The organism is Zongyangia acetica, from assembly GCF_038739695.1.
GTDB lineage: Bacteria > Bacillota > Clostridia > Oscillospirales > Ruminococcaceae > Zongyangia > Zongyangia gallinarum.
This window is the reverse complement of sequence record NZ_JBBEWN010000019.1, coordinates 1-19,313: the sequence shown is the minus strand read 5'-3', so window position 1 is coordinate 19,313 and position 19,313 is coordinate 1. Positions and strand designations below refer to the sequence as shown.

Sequence of the window (19,313 nt, the reverse complement as noted above, 5' to 3'; positions counted from 1 at the left end):
TAAAGAGTCGAAAATAACAGAATGAACTTTACTAAAACAAGCTGATAGTTTTCGGATAACTTTACTGAATATTATAAACATCTATCATAAATCTTTTATCTTTCTACGAATTCATATAAAATAGTGATAAATGGTGTGCCTGAAAAAGGAGGTAAAAAAATGACGGTCACCATTGGAAAAGAAGAAATAGGAGGTACGAAAAAACATGAGAAGAAGATTTTCCAAATCTATAGCTGGGAAACTTACCGCATTTGTGATGGCAATTCTTATTGCCTGCTCATCCATGGGGACTGGGTTGGTTTTCGCCATTGATGTCCCCCAGCCAGCATCAGCCCCTGCCGCGCAGGGTGAAACAGGACCGCTGGGAAACTGGACCGGCCCCAACATGTCCTATGATGAACCATCTAACACCTTGACCCTAGAGGATACTGGAGCCAACAATTTTGCAGTTTCTGGCACCAGCGCCAAAGCATTTGTATATGAAGCGGACATTACCCTTTAGTCGAGTGCTATGAATCTTAATTTGGCCGGTTTCCTCTTCGGCGTCACCAACAAGGAAAATCCCGCCACCTATTGGGGCGCCGTCCATTTAGGCCCCAACAGTGTCCGTATTTTTATTGAACAGGATCTCACCGGTTTTGATAAAACCGCTATCCTGGACCAGCCTATCTCGGTCGGTGAAACGGTACATATCAAACTGGAAGTAGGCACCGACAAGGTATTTAAAGTCTATGTCCGGGATATGGAGACCCCAAAAATCACCATGCCGGCCTATGAAAAATATACCGGCGGATATGTTGGATTTGCCAGCTGCGCAACGGCCGCCAAATTCGAAAACATCCAGTTTACCGACAATACACCTCCCGTCGTCCCCAACTTCGAGACCAATCTGGAAAATTGGCAGGGCGAAACCGGCACATGGACCGAAACTGAAAACGGTTATCAGGGTGTAGGAGACGGCAACTGTGCGGCTTTCAGCACCACTTCTGCTTCTGATTTTATCTATGACGCAGATGTAACCTTTGTGGGCGGCGCCTGTGCAGGTGGACTTATTTTCCGTTCCGCCGAGGATCACCACGTCTATTATCTTGCCACCATGGTTAAGGGCAGAGATATCCGCCTGCTCAAATTTAATCAGAATAGCGCGGGGCAGGTCATCAATGAACGCCACGTAGGCGGTCCCTATAACCTAACGGAAAATAAGGAGACCTATCACCTGCGTGTGGTATGCAGCGGGCCATCTATCAACCTGTATGTGGATAATCAGTTGGCTATCACTGCTTCTGACGACGAATGCTTGTCAGGAGTCTTTGGCCTGAATCTGTCCGGCTCCACACTTGTGTTCCAGAACGTCAACTATCAGCCACTGGATTCTGAGTCCCTAGCTTCTCTTTCTGGCCTGGAAAGCCCGGATTTTCAGCTGCTGCCCGCCTTTTCTCCCGACATCTATGAATATGCCGGACAGGTCCCCTATGAGACAGATTCCATTTCTCTGACTCCTACGATATCTGGTAGTGGGTCGGTGACCATCAATGGAGAACCTGTACAGGTAGGACAGGCAACCACCATCCCCCTCGAGGTGGGGGATAACACCCTGACCATCCATGTCAAAGATGAGGATACCGGGTTTATTTCCATTACCACATTGATTATCAAGAGAAAAGGAGATCCTCAGACCTCCTATCTTGAGAAATATCGCTCTCAGTTCCACTTCTCTCCTGAGATCAAGCGGCTCAATGATCCCAATGGACTGATCTACAACTCCACTACCGGTGAATATCATATGTATTATCAGTACAACCGCGGCAATGGCGCGGAATGGGGCCATGCAGTCTCTAAGGATATGGTGTGCTGGGAGGAAATGCCCATCGCAATGGCAGTGGACGAACTGGGCTACATCTTCTCAGGTAGCGCTGTTATTGATAAGGACAACACCTCCGGCTTGTTTGTCGATGATCCCTCGGATCCCAATTATACGCCTCCCGAGAGCCGTATGGTCGCCATCTACAGCAACCATGGATATGGCGATCATGCCGTTTATGGCCTGGAAACCCAGTCCATCGCTATCTCTACCGACAACGGTATGAGCTGGGATAAATATGACGGCAACCCTGTTATCGGCAACGAAGGCAATATGTATACCAAAGATTTCCGTGACCCCAAGGTCATCTGGTTAGAGGATGAATCCCTCTGGCTGATGGTGGTAGCAGGCAGCCAGGCCCGTCTCTTCACCTCCCCCGACCTGATCCATTGGACCCACAACGACGACATGACCTATGCCGATGGTTCTCCCATTTCTTCCGAGTGCCCAGACCTGTTCCCACTGAAGGTAGATGGCACCGGTGAAACCAAGTGGATTTATACCGGCGGCGGTCTCTTCTATGTCATTGGTACTCTGGAAAAAGGGGCTGACAATCTCATTCACTTTAAGGCTGAAAGTGACCGGATGCCTGCGCTCAATGCTGGGCCTGATATGTATGCCACCCAGAGTTTTTACAACGACCCTCAAGGCCGCCGCATCCTCATTAGCTGGATGCCCGACGACACAACCACCCAGAATCCCGAAGTAGTTGCCGAAGGTAAAGTTTGGGATGGAGCCCAATCCCTGCCTATGGAAACCAAATTGGAGACCATCAATGGTCAGGTGCGGCTGACTTCCTATCCCATTGAAGAGGTCAACGCCCTGCGTTCTGATCTGCTCTATTCCTGCCAGGACAAAGAAATTACTCCTGATACGCCCAATATTCTCGCAGATGTAGATACAGCTTTGGCCGATATCGAGGCTACTTTTACTCTCGGAGATGCCAAAGAGTTTGGCTTTAACCTGCGTACTGGGGATGGGAAAAAGACCGTTGTCAAATATAACACCGAAACCAAAGTAATGACCGTGGACCGTGATCAATCCGGTAAGATTAAGACCGGAATTTACTCTTATGCTTTAGAGCCTCTTGAGGGTAATAAGATCAAAATGCGTATTCTGGTGGATACATCTATTATCGACGCTTTCGGTAATGACGGCGAAGCTGCTTTTTCCTGCTATTTCTTTACAGAGCCCACCAACACCGGTATGGAGTTCTTTACAACTGGCGGAAATGTGACAATTGACTCGCTGAACATCTATGGAATGAAATCCATTTGGCGTGACACCATTGTCCAGCCCATTCCAACAGAGCTGAGTGATCTGGAACTCTCCACCGGCACCTTGGCTCCTGCTTTTGACAAGGATACCCTGAATTACACCGCCACCGTGGCAAACTCTGTCTCCTCTGTCAAGGTCATGTTATACTGTAGTTCCAAGGAGGTTGTCGCGATGGATAAAGAAATGCTTGAACAGTTTCAAATCCTTTTCCAGGCTATTCAGGATGTGAAAAATGAGGTTAAAGAGTCCGAAACCCGGATCAATCTTAAAATTGAAAATGAAGTCTCGAAACGTATTGAAGCATGGTATTACCAACGAAAATAACCCTTTGAACTGCTTCTTTGAAAACTACTTAAAGAACTTCCGCATAATCGAACACAAAAGCGCTATTATTTATATAAAACCGTCGGCTCGTGAAACATATCCTGCCTAAAACAAAAAGGTCATATCCTCTACGGGATATGACCTTCTTTTCCTCATGCTTATTAAATATGGAGAACCACTATTTCATCATGCTGGCAACTTCGTCCGCGAAATTGTCTTCTCTCTTCTCCAAGCCCTCGCCCTTCTCAAAGCGGACAAAGGAAAGCAGCTTGATGGAAGTGCCCAGTGCTTTGGCAGTATTTTCAACATATTTGCCTACGGTTATATCGCCGTCCTTAACAAAGGGCTGCTCTACCAGGCAAACTTCTTTATAGAACTTATTGATTCTGCCCATAACCATCTTTTCAGCGATGTTAGCAGGTTTGCCCTCATTCATTGCCTGTGCTGTGAGGATTTCCTTCTCTTTCGCGACTACATCAGCCGGGACATCCTCTTTGTTCAGGTATTGAGGAGATACAGCGGCAATCTGCATGGCAACATCTTTGGCAAAGTTCTTGAACTCTTCTTTTGCTGCCACAGCGCTGTCGACGTCAAATTTCACCATAACGCCGATTCTGCCACCGCCATGAATATAGGTGCAGATCTCACCCTCCATACGGGTGAAACGGCGGATCTTCATATTTTCACCGATAACCAGGATTTTGTCCCGGAGAATGTCTGCAACAGTCAGGTCAGAACCTACAGCTTTGCAAGCCAGCAGAGCATCCACATCAGCAGGATTTTCAGCAATTACGGTCTTTGCAAAGGTGTCTACCATTGCGACAAAGTCAGAGTTCTTTGCAACAAAGTCAGTCTCTGCGTTGACCTCAATAATAACACCAACTTTTTTGGCATCGTCAACCAAAGCATATACCAAGCCCTCGGCAGCGATACGAGTTGCTTTTTTCGCCGCAGCAGCCAGTCCCTTTTCGCGAAGGATTTCAATTGCCTTTTCCATATCGCCATCGGTCTGGGACAGTGCTTTTTTGCAATCCATCATTCCGCATCCGGTTCTCTCGCGGAGTGCTTTAACATCACTTGCTGTAAAAGCCATAATAGAATCCTCCTATTGATTATTCCAGATTTTTTCAGTATGTTACAATAGGAATGCCCGGGCAGCTGGCACGGGCATTCTTCTCATTTCAAGGGTATAACGCCTTATGCGTTTGCCTCTGCTTCCTCTTCGGCCTCTTTTTCCGCGGCAGCCTCTTCAGCCTGCTCACCCTGCTTGCCTTCGAGAATAGCGTTGGCCATGGTCTGGGCAATCAGCTTGACAGCGCGGATAGCGTCGTCGTTGCCGGGGATAACATAATCAATTTCATCCGGGTCACAGTTGGTGTCGACAATTGCCACGATGGGAATGCCCAGCTTCTTTGCTTCTGCAACGGCAATTCTCTCTTTGCGCGGGTCAACGATAAACATAGCGCCCGGCAGTTTTTTCATGGTCTTGATACCGCCCATGAATTTCTCCAGTTTCTCAATCTCCAGATTGAGTTTGACAACTTCCTTCTTGGGCAGACGATCAAAGGTACCGTCTTCTTCCATGGTGCGAAGCTGTGCAAGACGGTCAATTCTGCGGCGGATGGTTCTGAAGTTGGTGAGCATACCACCCAGCCATCTGGCGTTGACATAGTTCGCTCCAGCGCGCTCGGCTTCTTCTTTGATGGATTCACCAGCCTGTTTTTTAGTTCCCACAAACAGGACGGATTCACCGCTGGCCGCCACGTCACGGATGAACATGTAAGCCTCTTCCAATTTCTTCACAGTTTTCTGCAGGTCAATGATGTAGATGCCGTTTCTCTCTGTGAAGATGTACTTTGCCATTTTCGGGTTCCATCTTCTTGTCTGATGTCCGAAATGAACACCAGCCTCAAGAAGCTGTTTCATAGATACTACGCCCATGATAAAATCCTCCTTAGGTTTTTCCTCCGTCTTGCCGTTTCTGCAAAATGACCGGTTCATTTGGACCAGCACCTGATCTGCAGCGGCAAAACGTGTGTTTTTCCGATATATTATAGCATGGACGCGCTCTGCTTGCAAGCAATTTTTTCTTATTCCTTGCAGTTTTTGCAATGCTTTTGAGGTAAGACGACATTCTCGCCTATCACCGGTTAAAAAGTCCTTCTATCATGCTGCCGAATTTTCGTGGACGTCGGCGCGGCATATCAAAATTGACCAGAATAATGTCATCCCCGATCACCTGAATCTTGTTCCAGCCGATGACAATGTCATCCTCCCGGCCCAACAACCCAAAACAGCGCAGTCTTCCATAGACGATAATGGCAACCACGCAGGCATTACAGGTGTCAATCTCCACATCAGAGACACATCCAAGCACACATCCATCCTTGATGTTAACCACGTCTTTATGCCTTAAGTCCGTAATTCGACAGCTCATTTCCTTCACTCCCTTCTTAAAATCATATTCCTGTGGGAGTAAAAATAGTATCGAAGGAGCAGGCACACTGCCATCCAGTGTGCATGCTTTTTTACATCTGTTTTTTAATCCTCTCTAGCGCTCCCTTTTCCAGCCGTGAGACCTGGGCTTGGCTGATCCCGATTTCGCTGGCGACCTCCATCTGGGTTTTTCCTTCAAAGAAGCGCAGGGACAGAATCTTTTTCTCCCTGCCGGAAAGGCGGGAGATAGCTTCTTTCATTGAGATTTCCTCCAGCCAATTGGTATCGTCATTCTTATCGCCTACCTGATCCATGACATAGATCGTGTCCCCTCCGTCGGAATATACCGGTTCATAGAGGGAAATTGGATCCACAATGGATTCGAGGGCCAGCACGACATCCTCCTTCTTCATTTCCATCTGCTTGGCGATTTCCTCCACTGTCGGCTCCTTCAGTTCTTCTCCCGTCAGCCGTTCCTTGACCTGCATGGCTTTATAGGCGATATCCCGCATAGAGCGGCTGACGCGGATGGCATTATTATCCCTGAGATATCTTCGGATCTCCCCGATGATCATCGGCACACCGTAGGTAGAAAAGCGCACATTCTGATTCGGATCAAAGTTGTCGATGGCTTTGATCAGCCCAATACAGCCCACCTGGAATAGATCATCCAGGTTCTCTCCGCGATTGACAAATTTCTGCACTACGCTCAGCACAAGCCGCAAATTTCCGTTGATCAGCTTCTCCCTTGCCTGTTCATCCCCCTGCTTCACCTTTTTGAGCAGCTCCACCTTTTCCGCTTCTTTCAACACTGTCAACTTGGATGTATTGACGCCTGTCAACTCTACTTTATTGAGATACACATCCACACTTCCCATCCAGCTGATTTGCTGTGGCGCCCGTGCGCCTACCTTCACAGTATGGGCATGGGAATATCTGAACATGCATAAGGAGAGAGTTTCCAATTGTTTCTAAAAAAATAGGGGAACGGAAATTCCGTTCCCTATTTTTTACTCTACAGATTTGAGCGACTCTACCATATCGATCTTTTTGAGCTTAAAGTGCACAACTATATTAACAATGACAGTAAAAAGGATGGTTAAAACTGCTGCAAGAATAAAGCAGTAAGGTGCAATATCTGGAACAAACATCACCATATCCACTTCCGCAGTCAAAATGACAAATCGCTCAAAAAAGATGCCAACTACAAGTCCCACCGCCATACCAATCAGCGCCGAAATAGTGTTTTCCCTGTAGATATAGGCTGATACCTCTCTGTCATAGAAGCCCAGCACCTTAATGGTGGCAAGCTCCCGGATACGCTCATTGATATTGATATTGGTCAGGTTATAGAGAACAATGAAGGCAAGTGCTCCCGCCGAGAATATCAACACCCACACGATAATTCCCAAGCTGCCGACCATATCATCAAACTGGCCGCTGCTGCTGGCAGTATAAGTAACTCCCAGCACACCGTCCTGTTCCATCAAGTAGTTGGAAAGTTCACTTTCTTGGGATGGATCGGTCATATTGAAATAAATCATGTTGTATTCCGGTTCCTCCCGGAAAACCTCATCGTAGAGTTGCGGAGTCATATATACAAAGTTCATAGCATAGTTCTCCGTTACCCCTGTAATTTTCACCTGAATCGGCCGTCCATCCGGCTCGTTGATGGTCAGGGTATCGCCTACGCCCAGTTGGAGCAGCTTGCTTAATTTTTCATTGATAACAACCCCTTCATCGGTCAAGGAAAGGGGCGCTTTTCCAACGCGTTCCTGCAAGACAATATATTGGGAAAGATCCTCCGTTTTTTGGGGGACGTATAGGCTCACGCTCTTTACCGTATCCCCGTTTTGTACATCAACGCTTTTACTCATCAGTTGCAATGTACTGGAAACTTGGGATGCTTGTGAAAACTTCTGCTCCAAAGCGGTAATACCGCCTTCGGCTTCCGAGCTCTCGACCGCCGCTACTCCATCATATACAAAGATATCTCCGAACTGGCGATCCGAAATAGAAGTAATGGCGTACTGCATGCCAAAGCCTGTCAAAATCAAGGCTGTACATCCACCGATGCCGATGACCGTCATCAACATCCGTTTTTTATAGCGGAACAAATTACGCAGTGTCACTTTATAGGTAAAACTGAGTTTGGACCATAGGAAGGTCCAGCGCTCCAGCAGGACCCTTTTTCCCGCTTTCGGCGCTTTGGGACGCATCAGCTGCGCCGGACTCTCCTGCAGCTCTTTATAGCATGCGATAAGCGCCGAAATGCCGGTGCAGGCAATCGCCACCAATGTACACCAGAAGGCGTAGTCCCAGCGGAAAGGGGTGAGCGCCTTGGGCAGATCATACAGAATACCGTAAGCGTTAATGATGATCTTGGGGAAGAGCTGCATACCAATGCTCAGTCCAACGGCGCTTCCCAAAATACTGGCCAGGATGGCATAGGTTACATATTTCATCATAATGGCGCCTCGGCCATATCCCAGTGCCTTCATGGTACCAATCTGTGTTCTCTGCTCCTCTACCATACGGGTCATGGTGGTCAGACAGACCAACGCCGCCACCAGAATAAAGAAGACGGGAAACACGGTTGCGATAGCATCAACCTTAGCCGCGTCATCTCCGTAATCCGAGTAACCGGGATTGTTTTCGCGGTCCCATACATACCACTGGGGGCCTTCCAGATCCTCCAGCTCGTTTTCAGCATCCCGGATCTCCTTGCGAGCATCCGCTAACTGCTGGTCCGATTCTGCTTTTCCTTCTTCGTAATCAATTTTTGCTTGTTCCAGCTGAGCTTCTCCATCTTCTAGCTGGGCTCTGGCGTCTGCCAGTTCCTGCTCTCCGTTGGCCTTTTCCTCGGCAAGGGTGGCTTTGCTCTCTTCAAGCTCTGCCCAGCCTGCGTCCAGTTCCTCACGGGCTGCGTCCAACTGGGCTTTTGCCTCATCTAACTGAGCCTTTGCCTCATCCAGCTGCGCTTGGGCCTCTTCCAGTTCCCGATAACCCTCTTCAATGCCCTGCTCTAATTGGGCCAGACCGTCCTTCGCCACCTGAAGGTTGGCCTCCTGCTCATCCAAAACTGTGGAAACCTGGCCTGTCAGCCCCTCAAGCTGTGCCTTGAGGGTAGCTTTCTCCGCGCTGCCCGCCGCCGAAGTAATATATTGGGTCAGGATGCCGGATATGCTCACCCCTTCTGGCAAGGAGCCGTCAGGCAGCATGGAGGAAAGCTGCTCTGCATTTTCAATGATTCCGCTCACCTCTGGAGGGAACTGGGTAGGATCAGAAATGCTGGCATTTTCAAAAGAAGAAGTGATTCCACCGATGCCCTGTACCAGTCCTCTGCCGCCACTAATCTGCGCTTCGCCGTCGGCAATCTGCCCCCGCAAGTCCTCCGCCTGGCTTTCATACTGCTGCAACAGAGCCAGAGCACTTTCTTTTTCCTGCTCGAACTGCTGCAGCCCTTCCTCGTATTCCTTCAGGCCTTCCTCATACTGGGCAAGGCCTTCTTCATACTCCTTCTCACCGTCTTCCAAGGTTTTCTCGCCGTCGGCAATCTGTTGCTCGGCATCGGCAATCTTTTCATCAAATTCCCGCTGTCCGTCTTCTAGCTCCTTCCAGCCGTCGCTAATTTCCTGTTCGGCATCGGCAATCTGCTGACGGGCATCGCTAAGTTGTTCTTCCTGTTCCTTTTCACCGTCGCTCAGCTCCTGTTTTGCCTCTTCAATTTTCGCCGCCGCCTCATCATAGATTTCGTTGTACCGTTCTTGAGAACGGCGTTCTGCCAAATCTTCAAAAGCCTCTGTCGCCGACGTTACCGTCTCCTCATATTCAGTAGAAAAGGGGGAAAGCCCCTCTGTGGCGGCTAATGTCAAGTAGACATCGGTGTAAACCTCCACACAAAAGTCTTCTTCCGGAAGCATAATGAATGCATCAATGACGCCGTCGCCAATCGTTGTGTTGCCACGCTTTAAGTGGATATACTGTGGGGAACGCACAACGCCAACAATCGTAAATGTCGTGGTATCCAGCGTTTCGGACAGATCCTCTCCGCTGTCTGGTTCCAGAGTAATAGTACTGCCTATAGCATATTGCCCTGAATCATTAAGATTCTCGTCAATAACGCATTCCCCCGATTTCTCCGGGAGACGCCCCTCAATGAGTTGAGGCCGATTCATATAATTCTCATCATCTGATTCAGGCTGAGGTGTCTGAATCGAAACAGCATGGACAATCATTTCAGAATTTTCTCCGGATGTAACAAAAGCGTCAGTGGAATAAGCTGGCATGACGCCCCCTATGCCGGACATCTGAGAAATTGCTGAAAGATCGTCTTCATTAAACCCAAATGTCGACACCAGGTGAAGATCCATTAAATTATTGTCTGCAAAATATTGCTCAGCCGTCAACTTCATGTCCGGACAGCTGGCCTTAATACCCGAGAAAAAGCCGCATCCGATGGCAACGATCCCCAAAATCGAGAGAAAACGATTGCGGGACTTCCAGATTTCTCGGAACATCTCTTTGAACAACGCACTGTATTTCATCACTTACCACTCGATTTCTTCCACTGGTTTCGGATTTTCGTTGATTTTCATCTCTCGCACCTTGCCGTTTTTTAACCGGATCACTCGGTCCGCCATCGGGGTAATAGCCAAGTTGTGGGTGATCACAATCACCGTCATCCCCGTCTCATGACAGGTATCTTGTAACAGTTTTAGGATGGCTTTGCCCGTTTCTGAATCCAAAGCGCCGGTAGGCTCGTCACAAAGCAGTAGCTTGGGGCGTTTTGCTAAGGCTCTCGCAATGGCAACCCTCTGCTGTTCGCCGCCAGAAAGCTGCGCCGGGAAATTTCCCAGACGCTCTCCTAGACCCACCTGGCGCAGTACCTCATCTGCATCCATCGGATCTTTACAGATTTGTGCAGCCAGCTCTACATTTTCCCGAGCAGTCAGATTCTGTACCAGATTATAGAACTGGAAGACAAATCCAATATCCCACCGGCGGTATTCAATAAGCTGGCGCGGCTTATACTGCGCAATGTCCTGGCCGTCCACCATGACGATCCCCTCGTCGCAGCGGTCCATGCCGCCAAGGATGTTAAGCACCGTCGTCTTCCCTGCTCCGCTGGAGCCTACAATGACAGCAAATTCCCCCTTTTCAATGTCAAATGAAATATCATCGGTCGCTGTAATGGTCACTTCACCCATTCGATAGCGTTTGTACACATGCTCCAGATGGACAAATCCCATCATCCTCATCCCTTTCCCTGTACGCCGATGCTGAGACCCATTCCGCTCAGGATCACCGCCATGAACGCATTGATCCCCTGGTAAAGGAGAGAATCGTTGTCATAGCACTCCCTAAAGATGCAGAGCAAACCTTCAATAATAGCAGACGCCAGCGCCCTTGCCAATAAAGTATGACGGTGCGCCGGGGCTAATCGAGGCAAAAACTCTCCAGTAAGTCTCTTTTCCACAGCGTCAACAATATGCCCCTTAATATTTTCGTGTTTTGACCCTGCGCTGGCATCGGTAAGAATTAAAAATCCCTTGCGGTTTTTGATAAAAATATCCGCAACTGCGTCCGTAATCTGCTGAACACTGTTTTGATTGATATCCGCGCCTTTGTAGACTTCTTCCAGAAATCTAGCCAGTTCAGTTACCGTTGGTGCCGTCACCTGATCAAATAAATCGTCTTTCCCCTCGAAATAAGCGTAGATGTTTCCCGGTGTGATACCAGACTTCTCCGCGATTTTTCTCATGGAAGCCTGCCGGTAACCCACTGCCGCAAACTCATCCGCCGCAGCTTTCAAAATGTTCTGTCTAATTTCTTCTTTTGGTCGCTGCATAATTAAACACCCGTTCATTATTCCTTTTTTCTTTATTATAGTTCTGTTCTCTTTTCTATTCAATAGTAAACGCGTGTTTAAGATTAAAGTTTCCATTTCGTTCACAGCCTCTTCTTATTTTGGCCTAAGTTCACATACATCAAAATATGGTATAATACCGAAGAAGGAGGATCATTCATGGGATATCTCTTGTATTATTTATTGCTCATCAATGCGATTGCTTTTTTCGTCTGCGCCTTTGATAAACGGGCCGCTCGGAAACACCGATGGCGGATACCGGAAAAAACATTATTTCTTCTGGCAATATTAGGAGGAAGCGTGGGACTCTACCTTTCTATGCTCCTATTTCATCATAAAACCAAGCACTGGTACTTTATGGCCGGTGTTCCAGTTATATTTGTGGCGGAAGCTATAGGGATCTGGCTCCTATATCACTTTCTCTTTTAAATATACAATTGGAACTGAGTATACAAAAGGAGTTTCTCTCTATGCTTCAAATTAAACAAATTTGCAAAGAATATAAGACTGGAAATTTGGTGCAACAGGCCCTGAATCATGTCAGTCTGAATCTAAGAGATAATGAATTTGTGGCTATCCTTGGGCCCAGTGGTTCCGGAAAAACCACACTGCTCAATATTATCGGAGGACTTGACCGCTATGACAGCGGCGACTTGATTATTAACGGAATCTCCACGAAAAAATATAAAGATAGGGATTGGGACTCATACCGCAATCACACCATTGGTTTTGTCTTTCAAAGCTATAACCTCATCCCGCACCAGACAGTACTGGCCAATGTAGAGCTGGCCCTCACAATTTCCGGCGTTTCCAAAGCGGAGCGCAGAAAGCGTGCCATCCGAGCGCTGGAGCAGGTGGGCTTGGGGGAACAGATCCACAAAAGGCCCAACCAGATGTCCGGCGGTCAGATGCAGCGTGTGGCTATTGCGCGAGCGCTGATCAATGACCCGGATATTCTTTTGGCCGACGAGCCGACAGGCGCATTGGACAGTGAAACCAGTGTGCAGGTCATGGAATTGCTCAAAGAGGTGGCAAAAGACCGGCTGGTCGTCATGGTAACCCATAATCCGGAGTTGGCGGAGCTCTATGCGACCAGAATCGTCAAGCTAAAGGATGGAACGATCCGTTCGGACTCCGACCCCTATGAGGTTGAAAAGGCACAAACTAAGCCTATTTATAAAAACATGGGAAAAGCGTCTATGTCATTCCTGACCGCTCTTTCCCTCAGTTTTAACAATCTGCGGACAAAAAAGGCCCGAACCATTTTGACCTCCTTTGCCGGTTCTATCGGTATCATTGGAATTGCTTTGATCTTGTCCATTTCCAACGGTGTTAACAGCTATATTCAAACATTGGAGGAAGAGACGCTTTCGGAGTATCCACTACAAATTCAAAAGACGACAATGAATTTTTCCGCGATGATGTCCAGTGTCTTGGCAAATCAGTCGGGCGACAACACGGGAGATGTCAAAATTTCACAAACCCTCAGCAGTATGTTTTCGGGGGTAGATCCCAATGATCTCGAGTCCCTTAAACAGTATTTGGACAGTGGTAACACCGGCATTGAGCCTTATGCTAAGGCGGTTGAGTATTCTTATGATGTAGCGCCGCAAATTTACAGCCGGCATGGCGGCGACATCCGGCAGGTAAACCCAGACCACTCCTTTTCTGCATTGGGCATCGGTACAGAATCTGACAGCTTTATGTCCTCCATGATGAGTACCGATGTCTTTTATCAAATGCCGGAGAATACGGAGCTATTTCGTGAACAGTATGATGTTAAGGCCGGGCGCTGGCCACAACGGTATAATGAGTGTGTTGTGGTTCTTACCCCCAATGGTAGTATTAGCGATTTTATGCTGTATACACTGGGCCTGAGAGATCCTCTCGAGTTGGATGAAATGATCCAGGAGTTTCTTGCCAATGAAGCGGTGGATACACCTGACAATATGGGATCATACAACTATGAAGACTTCCTTGGTATCTCCTTTAAATTGGTGAACGCCTCTGATTACTATGAATATGACTCTACTTATGATGTGTGGACAGATAAATCCGACGATGACGCGTATATGCAAAATCTGGTCAGCAATGGTGAAGACATTACAATTGTGGGCGTAGTGCAGCCCGCGGAGGATGCTTCGGCCGCTATGCTAAGCACCGGAATTGCCTATCCGGCCTCTTTGACGGAATATGTGGTGGAGCAGGCTGCTGCCAGCCCTATTGTGCAGGAACAAATAGAAAATCCAGATATCAATGTACTCACGGGCAATCCTTTTGGCGAAGACAATGGCCAGAGCCCCTTTAACCTGGATTCTCTCTTCACTATTGATGAAGACGTTCTGCAGAATGCATTTGGATTTGATGCAGGTGCAATAGAGATCGATTGGTCAAGCCTTCTTAATATGGACGGCGGTTCCCTGAATCTGTCTGATCTAGTGAATCCGGATGAGTTCACCTTTGATTTTCCGGATTTGCCTGATCTGACACTGGAAGATCTGATGGGTGAATTGGATCTTTCTATCTCACCGGAAGGGATAAAGGAGCTCGCTGGCAATCTTTTAGCTGGATATAACGATTATGCTGTAGAGCATCCAGAGGCAGACTATTCCCGTCTCGATGAATATTTTATGGCTTATTTACAGACTCCGGAAGCACAACAGATTTTAGAAGAAGGCATCAAGCATATCATCCAATCCGATTTAACGGTCACCGTGTCTCCCGAGCAGCTCCAGGAGTTGGTGCAGAACATTATGTCCGGATTCCAGGAGTATGCGGCCTCCAACGGGTGGACTGATCCGGATCGGTTCAGCGAATACCTGGCATTATATCTGCAGACGCCGGAGGCACAGCAAATCATCGCAGAAGGTGCTGCAGATGTTTTACAGATAAGCGGCGAAATCACAATCTCTCCAGAGCAAATACAAGCGCTGATCAGCGGCATAATGAGCGGCTATCAGGAATATGCCATCGCCAATCAGCTTCCTGATCCGAGTAAAATGGGCGAGCATTTTTCCGCTTATTTACAGACACCCCAGGCCCAGCAGCAGATAGCCGCCGGCATCGCCGGGATCCTGGATACGGAAACATTACAGGCCCAACTCTCCAGTGTATTGGGCAATTATATGCAGACGATGATGTCTTCTTTTACCGAGGCGATCATGCAGGCGATGCAAAACCAAATCTCCTCTGTGATAGAGCAACTCATGGGTCAAATAGCAACCAATATGGAAAGCGGAATGCAGCAGGCCATGGAACAATTGGGAAATAACCTGGGGCAAGCTTTCCAAATCGACTCAGACACCTTTCATTCGGCCATCCAGATGAATATGAGTGAAGAGGAACTTACCGAACTGCTCCGTTCCCTTATGTCCGGCGAGAATGCATCCTATGACAACAATTTGACAAACTTTGGATATGCTGATCTAAAGGATCCAAATCAAATTTCTATTTATCCGTATGATTTTTCTAGTAAAGCGGCTATCACCGAAATTCTTGACGATTACAACAGCCGTATGGAAGCGCAAGGCGACGAAAGTAAGATGATTCGCTATACTGATATGGTGGGAACACTGATGACTTCCGTAACTGAAATTGTGGATACAATCAGCTATGTGCTGGTTGCATTCGTAGCGATTTCTCTTGTTGTGTCCTCTATTATGATTGGCGTTATTACCTACATCAGCGTACTGGAGCGGAAAAAGGAAATCGGTATTCTCCGGGCCATTGGTGCCTCCAAACACAATGTTTCTCAGGTGTTCAATGCCGAAACCTTTATCATTGGGCTATGTGCTGGCGTCATCGGCATTGGATTGACACTGCTCCTTTTGATCCCGGGAAATGCACTAATCCATTCTCTCGCAGGAACAACAGACATCAACGCTTCGCTCCCCGCTGTTTATGGCGTCATTTTGATTGGGCTCAGCGTGGTTTTGACATTGATCGGCGGTCTCATCCCCTCTAGAAAAGCGGCAAAGAGCGATCCTGTTACCGCCTTGCGTGCGGAGTGAGAAAAATATATCTATGTGGAGAATTAAGTAAGTAACTAGACACAATCAAATAAATGAAAAAAGCGCAGTATCGATCTGCGCTTTTTTGCGGTCTCCTTTCCCTTGAGATCATCCTAAAAACATTGCGATAACAAAACAATTTGAATGCCGTGTATTTTCCGTTATTATTCATGTGATCTTCAAATAACCATCACATAACCGCTTTACAATTTTATATATCATAAACCCAAAGGTAATGATCATTGCGGTTTTCAGAGCCCGAAAACCGTGGGACATAAAAACTAGAAAGGGGGAATCTGATTGGAAGACAGGCCGTGCTCATAAGCTTTACCCTTATGGCGTACGGCAAGCAATAGTACAACTTTCAGAATTCCCATTTTCTGGGAATTATAATCCGACAGATGTCGGAGTCAAATGCATGTCAAAAACATACTCTGGCAAGATATTGAGAACCTGACGAAAGCACCTCAATGAAAAATATTGAGGTGCTTTCGTTTTTTAACAATGTGATTAAAAAATATTGAAGTATTAAATCTTATTTACTGCCAGCATGAGATTTCCGAGTTGTTTGATTAAAAGAAAAATACATTTCTTGTGATCACCAAAAGAAGATCGGCCTCCGCAATTGGAGGCCGATCTTCTTTTATACTGTATGAAAAATATGATAGATCTTTTAACTAGAACTACTTTCTCTTGCGGGAGAGAACCACTACAGCGCCAGCACTCAGGGCCAGGACTGCCAGCGCTCCAGCTACCATGCTGCTGTCTCCGGAAGCGGGGTTCTCTTTCTCTCCGGAACCAGTGCCGCCGGTGGAATCATTTCCACTGCCTCCCGGCCAGTTCCAGTCATTGCCGCCTGCCTGTCCTTCATCAGATCCAGGGATGCTCGGCTTGTCGGTGCCAGGATTGGGATCAGGCTCTGTCACCGCTTCCTCTTCCCGTGTCACTATAATCACATATTCGCTCTCTTCACCTTCTAGGCGCAGCGTAACTACAATTTCGTTTTCTCCTACTTGCAGCGGGATCTCTTCAGAGTAGAAGCCGCTCTCCAGCGCCTCTTCTCCCAGCATGGCTGTAATGCCATCGGCAAAGAAGGCTTTCACCTGCACACCCTCTACCTCGTTTCCTACGGCAGCGGTGTAAGAGAAGGTGTCTTTGTCAAAGGCGGGAGTAAGAGTTCCTTCAGACAACTCCAGGCCATCCAGGAGAGGTTTCTCGCCTACAGGAGGCTGTTCTTCCTCTTCTCTCGTGACGGTGATGGTGTAGGTCTTATCTCCTGCTGCTACGGTAATAGCATTAGGTCCAACCTCCAGGGCAATGTCCTCGGAGTAGGCGCCGGAAGCGACGTCCTTGCCGTTGACGGTAACAGCGGTGTCGCCGGTGTAGGTGGGCATGACCTTGACAGAGGAGACAGAGTTTGCCACAGTGGCGGTGTAGTTCAGGGTAGCCTTGTCAAAGGCGGGATCCAGGGTGCCGTTAGAGAGTTCCAGATTGCTCAGCTCTGTGGGAACGGGCTCGGGCTCTGGCAGAGTACGATCCATAGCCTTCATGGAGTAAATATCCAAATCCAAGGTCACAGTACCGTTGGTAAAGAATTCCATACTATTGTTGGCCAAATCATTATAGAAGAAGCCTTGGATACAAACTTCTCCATCATTACCATAGACATCGTAACAGATCTGATCCAACATCATCCGCAATTTGATGGTATCTCCATCAATCATGCTCATATCCGGCTTGTAGACATCAAGGACATTGTCTCCATCTGAAGTCCGCTTGTCTACATAGAGTTTGCCGTCGTTTTTATTATAGGTGATAATCAGTTCGCGGCCTCCACCCTGACGGAGCTTGAAGCCTACTTCAGTAGCAGTTCCCAAGGTAATGGTGGCATCCATGTCGCAGTTGGTGGACTTAACGTCCTTCAGAACATTTTCGCTACTTTCATCCAGCTGCGCGCCTTTGAGCTCAAAGATCTTTTGATCCCGCATAGCGTCGACTTCTTCTGTGGGATAGCTAAAGAGCCGGGGCTCGCCATTGACAGTGCGCAGGGTCTGCTCTGTGGGGAGAGACTGCGCGGAGTTCCAGATTCGGCCTGGGACATTGCCGCCACGCTCACGGATCCAGCTAATGGAAACCCGGCGTCCATTGGGTTCATTGGAGAAGGACTGAGTCGCGTAAAGCTCAGGCTCAGGGATGCCAGGGAACTGATCGGAAATACCATTAAGGGGCCGGATATTCTCGGTCTCAGGAACAAACATGACAGTGTCTTCACCGGTCTTTTCCATATGACCAACGATATAGAAGACGCCGCCGCCTCTGAATACCCATTTGACGTTGCTCTCATCGCCATCCAGAGCGAGAGGATACAGATCCGGGCACTCAGAACCAAAGGCATTCCCGTTGATATCCATAATCTGTCCGCTGTGCTTCCAGTCAATAAGGTTGTGAGAAGTAAACATATGGACATGAGGTTCCAGATAATCCACAGTGACCATGACCCAAATGCCACCGTTTTCCATCGTTGCGTCTTCATACCAGAAGACCTTGGGATCACGGGCAGAAGATCCGTAAATGCCGCCGACATTGGAAACAACAGGGTTATTTTCGTATTTGATCCAAGTACGGCCATTATCGGTGGAGTAAGCCATAGACTGCTTGGTCAAGCCCAAAGTAGTATCCCCACCGTAATTGGTGTAGAAGGCAACCATTCTGGCTCCCGGAGGCGTACTCTCGTCAAACAATCCAGAGGTGTTGTTATAATCGATGACCGCGGAGCCAGAGTAGATGACACCCAGATCATCCGGGGTGATGGCCAAGGGCAGCTCCTGCCAATTGACCATATCCTTGGAGACCGCATGTCCCCAGCTGGTTGTCCCGGTACCGACACCACTGTCAAAGCCACGATTGGTCTGGAAGAACATATGGTATTCCCCAGTAACTTCATTATAAACCAACCCATTGGGGTCGTTCATCTGATGCCGGTAGGGGGTAAAGTGGTAGGTCGGACGGTATTCTTGATCGTAGATGGTCTCCTCATCAAACATCTGCTGAATGTTGATGCTATAGCTGACAGAAAGGCCCGACTCTGGATCCCGAGCTACCACCTTGATGGTATTATAGTCCTCACCCAGTGCTACATTAACCGGCTGGCCGCTGGTCGCAGTGGTATTTCCAATGCTCAGCACCAAACCTTCTGTGCATTCAGCTGTAATATTCACAGAGGTTGTCCCATTGGGTACGCTGCCCATGTAAGCGTGGACATCAGGATCAAACTTCTCGTTCATCTGGGCGCCTTCCACCGTAATGCTGGCGATCTCCGGCTGAACGGCGGAATAATAGTTCACATTATTGAAGGTAGCCGTTGTGCCTGTGGCCAAAATGAGGCCAAACTGTCCTCCCTCAAAGGTGGGAAGGTTAAAGACCTGCTAATAAAAGTCAAGTAGAAATTTCAGATTTTTAGGGAGGCGAAAAAATGCAATACAAAATCAAGCCGCTGAGCATCTCAAAATTAAAACGGCGGCCAGCCAGATGGTAT

General features: G+C 47.9%; 12 protein-coding genes. 4 read left to right on the top strand and 8 right to left on the bottom strand.

Annotation, left to right across the window (positions count from 1 at the left end; translation table 11 throughout):
* Positions 1-205 precede the first annotated feature (205 nt).
* Together WGC32_RS13545 and WGC32_RS13540 are read left to right on the top strand one after the other, a co-directional pair.
* Entirely contained in the window at positions 206-502 is a 297-nt protein-coding gene (locus tag WGC32_RS13545; protein ID WP_342682659.1) for a hypothetical protein, read from the top strand.
* Between the two features lie 9 nt (positions 503-511).
* The gene (locus WGC32_RS13540) at positions 512-3,463 is read left to right on the top strand and encodes a GH32 C-terminal domain-containing protein (protein ID WP_342682657.1); all 2,952 of its coding nucleotides are present in this window, start codon (positions 512-514) and stop codon (positions 3,461-3,463) included.
* Positions 3,464-3,641: 178 nt separating this feature from the next.
* Here WGC32_RS13540 and tsf read toward each other — a convergent pair whose 3' ends face one another.
* The 7 genes from tsf to WGC32_RS13505 all read right to left on the bottom strand — a co-directional run bounded on the left by tsf (position 3,642) and on the right by WGC32_RS13505 (position 11,846).
* Positions 3,642-4,556 carry a translation elongation factor Ts gene (gene tsf / locus WGC32_RS13535; protein ID WP_342682655.1) on the bottom strand — a complete coding sequence of 305 codons (915 nt, stop codon included), beginning with the start codon at positions 4,554-4,556 and terminating at the stop codon, positions 3,642-3,644.
* A gap of 104 nt (positions 4,557-4,660) precedes the next feature.
* A complete protein-coding gene (gene rpsB / locus WGC32_RS13530) occupies positions 4,661-5,404 on the bottom strand; it encodes a 30S ribosomal protein S2 (protein ID WP_191482642.1) in 744 nt (247 codons plus the stop codon).
* Positions 5,405-5,606: 202 nt separating this feature from the next.
* The gene (locus tag WGC32_RS13525; RefSeq protein WP_191482641.1) at positions 5,607-5,900 is read right to left on the bottom strand and encodes a YlmC/YmxH family sporulation protein; all 294 of its coding nucleotides are present in this window, start codon (positions 5,898-5,900) and stop codon (positions 5,607-5,609) included.
* A 91-nt stretch (positions 5,901-5,991) separates the two neighbouring features.
* Positions 5,992-6,777, bottom strand: coding sequence for an RNA polymerase sporulation sigma factor SigG (gene sigG, locus WGC32_RS13520; RefSeq protein ID WP_191482667.1), 786 nt, complete (start codon positions 6,775-6,777; stop codon positions 5,992-5,994).
* Positions 6,778-6,909: 132 nt separating this feature from the next.
* Positions 6,910-10,446 (bottom strand): FtsX-like permease family protein, encoded by a 3,537-nt coding sequence (locus tag WGC32_RS13515; protein ID WP_342682651.1) that lies wholly within the window; start codon positions 10,444-10,446, stop codon positions 6,910-6,912.
* 3 nt (positions 10,447-10,449) lie between these two features.
* Positions 10,450-11,154, bottom strand: coding sequence for an ABC transporter ATP-binding protein (locus WGC32_RS13510; protein WP_462933642.1), 705 nt, complete (start codon positions 11,152-11,154; stop codon positions 10,450-10,452).
* 2 nt (positions 11,155-11,156) lie between these two features.
* Positions 11,157-11,846 (bottom strand): TetR/AcrR family transcriptional regulator, encoded by a 690-nt coding sequence (locus WGC32_RS13505; protein ID WP_342682649.1) that lies wholly within the window; start codon positions 11,844-11,846, stop codon positions 11,157-11,159.
* 81 nt (positions 11,847-11,927) lie between these two features.
* On the opposite strand from WGC32_RS13505, the gene WGC32_RS13500 reads away from it, so the two are divergent.
* Together WGC32_RS13500 and WGC32_RS13495 are read left to right on the top strand one after the other, a co-directional pair.
* Positions 11,928-12,197, top strand: a complete 270-nt coding sequence (locus tag WGC32_RS13500) for a DUF1294 domain-containing protein (protein WP_342682647.1) — start codon at positions 11,928-11,930, stop codon at positions 12,195-12,197.
* 41 nt (positions 12,198-12,238) lie between these two features.
* Entirely contained in the window at positions 12,239-15,778 is a 3,540-nt protein-coding gene (locus WGC32_RS13495; RefSeq protein ID WP_342682645.1) for an ABC transporter ATP-binding protein/permease, read from the top strand.
* A gap of 683 nt (positions 15,779-16,461) precedes the next feature.
* On the opposite strand, the gene WGC32_RS13490 is transcribed toward WGC32_RS13495, so the two are convergent.
* On the bottom strand, positions 16,462-19,155 hold the full coding sequence (locus WGC32_RS13490) for a cadherin-like beta sandwich domain-containing protein (RefSeq protein ID WP_342682643.1): 2,694 nt from the start codon (positions 19,153-19,155) through the stop codon (positions 16,462-16,464).
* Between the last annotated feature and the right edge of the window lie 158 nt (positions 19,156-19,313).

What these genes read in the sequence shown, in the direction of transcription:
- WGC32_RS13545 (WP_342682659.1), top strand. Translation starts at nt 206, where the DNA reads ATGAGAAGAAGATTTTCCAAATCTATAGCTGGGAAACTTACCGCATTT.
- WGC32_RS13540 (WP_342682657.1), top strand. Translation starts at nt 512, where the DNA reads ATGAATCTTAATTTGGCCGGTTTCCTCTTCGGCGTCACCAACAAGGAA.
- tsf (WP_342682655.1), bottom strand. Translation starts at nt 4,556, where the DNA reads ATGGCTTTTACAGCAAGTGATGTTAAAGCACTCCGCGAGAGAACCGGA.
- rpsB (WP_191482642.1), bottom strand. Translation starts at nt 5,404, where the DNA reads ATGGGCGTAGTATCTATGAAACAGCTTCTTGAGGCTGGTGTTCATTTC.
- WGC32_RS13525 (WP_191482641.1), bottom strand. Translation starts at nt 5,900, where the DNA reads ATGAGCTGTCGAATTACGGACTTAAGGCATAAAGACGTGGTTAACATC.
- sigG (WP_191482667.1), bottom strand. Translation starts at nt 6,777, where the DNA reads ATGGGAAGTGTGGATGTGTATCTCAATAAAGTAGAGTTGACAGGCGTC.
- WGC32_RS13515 (WP_342682651.1), bottom strand. Translation starts at nt 10,446, where the DNA reads ATGAAATACAGTGCGTTGTTCAAAGAGATGTTCCGAGAAATCTGGAAG.
- WGC32_RS13510 (WP_462933642.1), bottom strand. Translation starts at nt 11,154, where the DNA reads ATGATGGGATTTGTCCATCTGGAGCATGTGTACAAACGCTATCGAATG.
- WGC32_RS13505 (WP_342682649.1), bottom strand. Translation starts at nt 11,846, where the DNA reads ATGGAAACTTTAATCTTAAACACGCGTTTACTATTGAATAGAAAAGAG.
- WGC32_RS13500 (WP_342682647.1), top strand. Translation starts at nt 11,928, where the DNA reads ATGGGATATCTCTTGTATTATTTATTGCTCATCAATGCGATTGCTTTT.
- WGC32_RS13495 (WP_342682645.1), top strand. Translation starts at nt 12,239, where the DNA reads ATGCTTCAAATTAAACAAATTTGCAAAGAATATAAGACTGGAAATTTG.